This window comes from Streptomyces sp. NPDC059371 (assembly GCF_042751995.1).
GTDB lineage: Bacteria > Actinomycetota > Actinomycetes > Streptomycetales > Streptomycetaceae > Streptomyces.
Window position 1 is genome coordinate 20,200 of the sequence record NZ_JBHYXD010000118.1, and the last position, 6,863, is coordinate 27,062.

4 protein-coding genes are annotated in these 6,863 nt (G+C 70.2%); 2 read left to right on the top strand and 2 right to left on the bottom strand.

All coding sequences use genetic code 11. The annotated features are described in order from the left end of the window. Nucleotides 1-82: 82 nt before the first annotated feature. Both aspS and ACFXGX_RS38075 read left to right on the top strand, forming a co-directional pair. Nucleotides 83-1,846 carry an aspartate--tRNA ligase gene (aspS, locus tag ACFXGX_RS38070; RefSeq protein WP_384801329.1) on the top strand — a complete coding sequence of 588 codons (1,764 nt, stop codon included), beginning with the start codon at nucleotides 83-85 and terminating at the stop codon, nucleotides 1,844-1,846. A 139-nt stretch (nucleotides 1,847-1,985) separates the two neighbouring features. After that, nucleotides 1,986-2,915 carry an intradiol ring-cleavage dioxygenase gene (locus ACFXGX_RS38075; RefSeq protein ID WP_384801332.1) on the top strand — a complete coding sequence of 310 codons (930 nt, stop codon included), beginning with the start codon at nucleotides 1,986-1,988 and terminating at the stop codon, nucleotides 2,913-2,915. Nucleotides 2,916-3,029: 114 nt separating this feature from the next. Here the strand turns inward: ACFXGX_RS38075 and ACFXGX_RS38080 are convergent, their stop codons facing one another. Together ACFXGX_RS38080 and ACFXGX_RS38085 are read right to left on the bottom strand one after the other, a co-directional pair. Continuing rightward, the gene (locus ACFXGX_RS38080) at nucleotides 3,030-3,506 is read right to left on the bottom strand and encodes a hypothetical protein (RefSeq protein ID WP_384801335.1); all 477 of its coding nucleotides are present in this window, start codon (nucleotides 3,504-3,506) and stop codon (nucleotides 3,030-3,032) included. A 186-nt stretch (nucleotides 3,507-3,692) separates the two neighbouring features. Next, on the bottom strand, nucleotides 3,693-6,596 hold the full coding sequence (locus tag ACFXGX_RS38085) for an FG-GAP repeat domain-containing protein (RefSeq protein ID WP_384801337.1): 2,904 nt from the start codon (nucleotides 6,594-6,596) through the stop codon (nucleotides 3,693-3,695). Nucleotides 6,597-6,863: the final 267 nt, after the last annotated feature.

Here is a 6,863-nt window from a genome sequence, read left to right on the forward strand (position 1 = left end):
GGAGCCGAGGTGGGCTGCCCGGTACCCTGGGGGTGTTTCACGTGAAACAGCCCCCCAATCCGCGAAGACTGGATGAACCTCGATGCATCGGTACAGGTCCCACACCTGCGGCGAGCTCCGCGCCTCTGACGTCGGCAGCGACGTCCGGCTGAGCGGCTGGCTGCACAATCGCCGAGACCTGGGCGGCATCCTCTTCATCGATCTGCGCGACCACTACGGCATCACGCAGCTCGTCGCCCGCCCCGGCACCCCCGCCTACGAGGCCCTCGACAGGGTCTCCAAGGAATCGACCGTCCGTGTCGACGGCAAGGTCGTCTCGCGCGGCACGGAGAACGTGAACCCGGAGCTGCCGACCGGTGAGGTCGAGGTAGAGGTGAGCGAGGTCGAGCTGCTCGGCGCCGCCCAGCCGCTTCCCTTCACGATCAACGCCGAGGACGGTGTCAACGAGGAGCGCCGCCTGGAGTACCGCTTCCTCGACCTGCGCCGCGAGCGCATGCACCGCAACATCCTGCTGCGCACGGCCGTGATCTCCGCGATCCGTCACAAGATGACGACGCTGGGCTTCAACGAGATGGCCACCCCGATCCTCAGCGCCACCTCTCCCGAGGGCGCGCGCGACTTCGTGGTCCCCTCCCGGCTGAACCCCGGCAAGTTCTACGCGCTTCCGCAGGCGCCGCAGCAGTTCAAGCAGCTCCTGATGATCTCCGGCTTCGACCGCTACTTCCAGATCGCGCCCTGCTTCCGCGACGAGGACGCCCGCGCGGACCGTTCGCCGGGCGAGTTCTACCAGCTCGACGTCGAGATGTCCTTCGTCGAGCAGGAGGACGTCTTCCAGCCGATCGAGAAGCTCATGACGGAGCTGTTCGAGGAGTTCGGCGGTGACCGTCACGTCACCTCGCCCTTCCCGCGCATCCCGTTCCGCGAGTCGATGCTGAAGTACGGCTCCGACAAGCCGGACCTGCGGGCCCAGCTCGAGCTCACCGACATCACCGACATCTTCGAGGGCTCCGAGTTCAAGGCCTTCGCCGGCAAGCACGTGCGCGCCCTGGCGGTGCCGGACGTGGCCGGTCAGACCCGGAAGTTCTTCGACGGCCTCGGCGACTACGCGGTCGAGCAGGGCGCGAAGGGCCTGGCCTGGGTGCGCGTGGGCGAGGACGGCTCGCTGACCGGCCCGATCGCCAAGTTCCTCACCGAGGACAACGTCGCCGAGCTGACCAAGCGCCTCTCCCTGGCCGCCGGACACGCGGTGTTCTTCGGCGCGGGCGAGTTCGACGAGGTCTCGAAGATCATGGGCGCGGTGCGGGTCGAGGCCGCGAAGCGCTCGGGCAACTTCGAGGAGAACGTCTTCCGCTTCTGCTGGATCGTCGACTTCCCGATGTACGAGAAGGACGAGGACACCGGCAAGATCGACTTCTCACACAACCCGTTCTCGATGCCGCAGGGCGGTCTGGAGGCCCTGGAGACCCAGGACCCGCTGGACATCCTCGGCTGGCAGTACGACATCGTCTGCAACGGCGTCGAGCTGTCCTCCGGCGCGATCCGCAACCACGAGCCCGAGATCATGCTCAAGGCCTTCGAGATCGCGGGATACGACCGGGAGACCGTCGAGGAGCAGTTCGCCGGCATGCTGCGCGCCTTCCGCTTCGGCGCCCCGCCGCACGGAGGCATCGCCCCGGGTGTCGACCGCATCGTCATGCTGCTCGCGGACGAGCCGAACATCCGCGAGACGATCGCGTTCCCGCTCAACGGCAACGCGCAGGACCTGATGATGGGTGCGCCCACGGAGCTGGACGAGACACGGCTGCGCGAGCTGCACCTCTCGGTCCGCAAGCCGCAGCCGAAGTAGGCAGGCTCCGCGTCTCCTGAGGGTGACGCACACGGAAGTGGCCCGGAACCAGCGATGGTTCCGGGCCATTCTCGTGGGGCGTGTGAAAACACAGCCCGCACCCATGCTGCTGACAGGTCGGCTCCCTACCGTCCCGCGCATGACTGAGAACCAGGAACCAACGCACGAAGGGAACATGACCCGGCGCAGGGTCGTCGTCGCGGGTGGAATGGCCGTGGCGGCCGTGGGCGTGGGCGGCGCGGCCGCCGTGAACGCGTTCGCGGCCACGCAGGACACGGCGACGGCCGCGTCCCGTGCGGAGACCTGCTACACGCTGACCTCGGAGTCGGTCGAGGGCCCCTACTACATCGACGCGGACAAGATCCGCAAGGACATCACCGAGGACCAGGAGGGCGTCCCCCTGACCCTCGTGCTGAAGGTGATCGACGTAGAGACCTGCAAGCCGGTCAGGAACGCGGCGGTGGACATCTGGCACTGCTCGGCGCTGGGTGTGTACTCCGGCTACGAGGCGATGGGCAGCGGTGGCGGTGGCGGTGGCGGCGGTGGGCCGACCGGCACGCCCACCGGCACGCCGACCGGCGAACCCCCGTCCGGCCCTCCGCCCGGAGGCGGCGGCGGACATGCCGAGCCCACCGACGACAAGCGGTATCTGCGCGGCACCTGGAAGACCGACCGGCACGGCCACGTCACCTTCCGGACCGTCTTCCCCGGCTGGTACCAGGGCCGTTGCGTCCACATCCACGTGAAGGTCCATGTGGACGGCACCTGGACCGACGCGGGCTACGAGGGCGGCCGCACCTGCCACACGGGCCAGCTCTTCTTCTCGGAGAAGTCGGTCCTGGCGTCGGCCGAGGTCGCCCCGTACTCCACGAGCACGATCACCCGCACGACGCTGGACGAGGACACGATCTACCCGGGCAACGGGCACGAGGGCGGGCTGCTGTACCTCGCGTACGACAAGAGGCACTTCGCCCGGGGCGTCCACGCCCGCCTGACGATGGGCGTCGCCCCGGACGAGACCCATGACAGCACCGACACCGCACCGAGCCCGTCGGCCACGTCGTCCTGATCCCTCGGTACCTCAGGGGCCCGGGGCACAACGGTTCCGGGCCCTTCGCCCCCTGACGGGCAAAGGGCCCGGAACACGGGTGTGCGGCAGGGCAGCCCGTGAAGGGGGACGTGCTCAGGTGTCGTACGTGCCGTTCCACGGTTCGGAGAAGCCGAGGCCGTCCGGGTACAGCTCGGCCCAGCCCTCGCCCTCGTCGACGCCCGTCACCAGACCGAACCGGACGCCGTCGACGGTGATCTGGAACGGCCGTATCGCGATGTCCGTGTAGGAGCGCCGGGGCAGGCTGCGGAGCAGCTTCGCCAGGTGGACGCGGGCGCGGGAGAGCACCGAGAACTCGCCGTACGGCGCTCCGTGCTGTTCGGCCCAGGTGCCGGCGCACCAGATCTCCGAGTCCTGGTAATGACCTTCGGTGTCGAAGGTGTGGAGCACGGTGTACAGACGTTTGTGCTCTTCCCAGCCGTCGTCGGGACGGAACCCTTCGGGGAAGGCGTACGTGATCGACGCCAGGAACTGACCGTCCGCGTACCGGCCGATGGTCTCGGTGCGGTGCTTCGGTTCGTAGGCGATCGGAATGACCTCGGGGACTGCCATGGCGGAAACCATACGGGTGGCCGGGCACCGTGTGGAGCCGGGGTCCATTACGGATCGGCGGCATTGGACGGAGGGCGGCTTTCCCGGCTCTTTGCCGGGTCTTCACCGGGCTCTCACCTGGCCTTCGGCGAAGAAAAGGGGGCACAGGACGGGTCGTCCGTGCCCCCTTTTCCAAGGCGGTCGGCCTCAGGAGATCGACCGGTATCCGCTCCAGCCGGTGGCTATTTTCGTGCGGGAGCCGAACGAGCCCTTGCCGTCCCCGTTGTTGCGGTACAGGGTGCCGCCGCTGTCCCGGGAGACGAGGTCGGCCCTGCCGTCGTCGGTGATGTCACCGACGCCGACGACGACGTTGTAGGAGGCGCCCCAGGCCGTGAACAGCTTGACCCGCGGCGCGAACGTGCCGTCGCCCTTGCCGTCGTACCGGTAGAGGGTGTTGGCGCTGTCCTGCGCGAGGAGGTCGCCGATCCCGTCGCCGTTCAGATCGCCGGCGCCGACGACCTTCTTGTAGCCCTTCCAGTTGTCGTACAGCTTCACGCGGGCCGACAGCGTGCCGCTGCCGGTGCCCTTGTGGAGGTAGACGGTGCCGGTGGAGGACGCGCGGGTGATCAGGTCCGGCCGGCCGTCGCCGGTGACGTCACCGGGTGAGGTCAGCACGTCGTACTGCGTCCAGCCGCTGCTCGCGAGCGTGGTGTACGACGTCTTCGGGGTGACCGCCGCGCCGCAGTGCGGCTTGTACAGGCGCAGGGCGCCGCTGCTGTACCGGACGAGGACGTCGTTGCAGCGGTCGCCGTCGAGGTCGCCGAACGGCACGGCCTTGATGCTCGTGGCCCAGCCGGAACCGCTGATCTTGTCGCCGAACTTTCCGGTGCCGGTGCCCGACTGGAAGGTCAGGCCGCCGGACGAGTTCAGGGTGAGGAGGTCGCCGCGGCCGTCCGGACCGTCCGGGCTGGAGAAGTCGTGCCGCACCGGCGCGCCTCCCTCCAGGAAACCCTTGCCGGTGGCCACGGTGACCGCCGAGGCGGTGCCGGTGCCGGTGGCCTTGAGGGTCCAGGTGAATTGCCCGTTGGGGAAGCGGGCGTTGTCGACCGTCGTGCCGGACCAGTCCGTGGCCACCGACGCCGTGGACGCGCCCCTGGTGACCGTGCGGGTCGCCTTGCCGCGCGCGCCGCTCTGGACGGAGGTGAAGGTCACCGACCAGGAGGTGACGGGGCGGGACAGCAGCCAGGAGCCGCGGAAGGGTGACGCGGAGGAGCCCACGAAGTCCGATACCTCGGACTTGAAGGCCGTCACGGCCGACGGCGTGACACCGGTTCCGGCGATGTGGGTCCGCTCGTACAGATCGGTCCAGGCCACCAGCCCCGTGTACTCGTCCAGGGTCCACTTGAAGCGGCGGTCCATGGCGAGGCCGGTGTCGGGGACCTCGGTCGCGAGCACACGGCTGGTGCCGGTGACCGCGTCCGTCAGCACCAGGGTGCCCGCGGCGCGGTCGTGGCGGATGGTGAAGCCGTCGCCGAGCAGCACGTCGCCGCCGCTCACCGCACGGGAGGTGGCCGCCTTGGTGTCGTACACGCCGGCCGAGCCGCCGCCGCAGGCCCAGTAGACCCAGCGGCCCGCCGCCTGGAGTTCGCTCGGCACGCAGGACATGCCGGGAACGGTCACCGTGGCGAGGGTCTTGTCCTCGGTCAGGCTGTACGAGGTGAGCTTGCCGGTCGTCGAGGCGCTCCAGAGGGTCGAGCCGTTCAGCGCGGCGGCGCGCACCGACCGCTTCAGCTTCTGTCCCTGGCCGAACTCGCCGATGTACTGCATCGGGGCCGAGCCGCCCGAGTTGTAGACGGCGTAGTCGTCGGAGACGTCGACGATCGCGCCGCCCGCGGTGTGGAACTCCAGGGGGTTGTAGCCGATCGTGACGAGCCGGTCCGCGTCGGACAGGCCGCTGCCGCCCTCGTCACCGTCGTAGTAGGTGTCGAGGTAGACGTCCCTGGGCCCGTTGCCGTAGTTGCCCCACATCGCCGAGCAGGTGGTGCCGGCGTACGGGCACTTGGGGCTGACCGAACCGCTCTCCGTGGCGGCGGTCGCCGTCAACTGGCCGCCGACGCTGCCGATGGCGCGCCACGAGGTGGTGTCGGAGGTGCTGGAGGGGTTGTCCTCGGCCACGCGGAGGTAGCCCCGGCTGAGCGCCAGGCCGGTCTTCGCGTTCTCCGTCGCCGGGATCTGGGCGAGCTGCCCCAGGCCGGGCGTGCCGTCCGCGGCCTCGGTGAAGCGCCGCACCCACCAGTCGCTCGCGCCGCTGCCGCCGGTGACGAGGGCGGCGTCGCCGGACGCGCGGAGCACGTACGCCCCCGCCTTGGCCGCCAGGATGTGTGAGGAGCCGTCCTTCAGGGAGTCGGCCCGCAGCTCGCTGGTTCCGGTGCCGGTGTGCAGCGGGAGCAGCAGCCAGTCGCCGGAGAGCACCGGGGCGCCGTCGAGCTGGGCACCGGGCGAGGGCAGGTCGATCACCTGCTCGTCGGCTCCGGGGTCCGTGCGGGGCTTGACGTGCAGCTTGCCGCCGGCCGCGTCGTACCAGCCGATCCGGTCGTCACCGAGGACGGTGTACGGCCGCGCGTCCATGCCGGAGAAGGCCCTGGTGGCGGTGGCCGTCGCGAGGTCGAGGTAGTACAGATAGCTGTCGACCTTGAACAGCACGCCGTGCGCGTCGGCGGCCGTGACCGCGCCCGAGGTGATCCGCATGCTGTTGGGCGAGATGGCGCGGGAGCGCCAGGCGCCGTCGACGAGGTCGTGCACCGACCACTCGGTGAGGACCGTCCGGCCGGCGAGCCCCCGGTACGCCTCGTCCGAGGTGAACGACGTCGTCGTCCGGGTCGCCGGGTCCCACAGGGCGACGGAGCCGGACGACGGCAGCGCGACCAGGTCGGCGTCGCTGCCGTACCAGGCGGTGGGGCAGGTCGACGAGCCGAGGTTCGCGCAGACACCCGTGGGCGCGTACACGCCGTCGGCGGTCCGGACGACCGTGCTCGTGCCGGCGGCGTAGTCCGTCCACAGCAGCCCGGTGATCCCGGTCTGCCGGTGGAGGAAGCCGCTCGCGCCGGCCACCAGCGGGCGGTCGGCGCGCGGTTGTGTGCCGGCGGGGTCGGTCAGGGTGATCTCGGAGGTGGACCCGGCCGGTGCGGCCCGGGGCGCCCACGCGCCCCTCGGGGGCCGTAAAGCGATTGGGGCGGGCGCCCCCGCCCGCGCCCGCGCGGCCCACAACCCCACACCGAGAACGCGACCGCGGGCGAGCCGCGTCCGGGGTTTACGGCCCCCATAAAACCGCGACTCCTCCACATCGAACGCCCGGTGTGGTCCCGTGGATTTCGATAC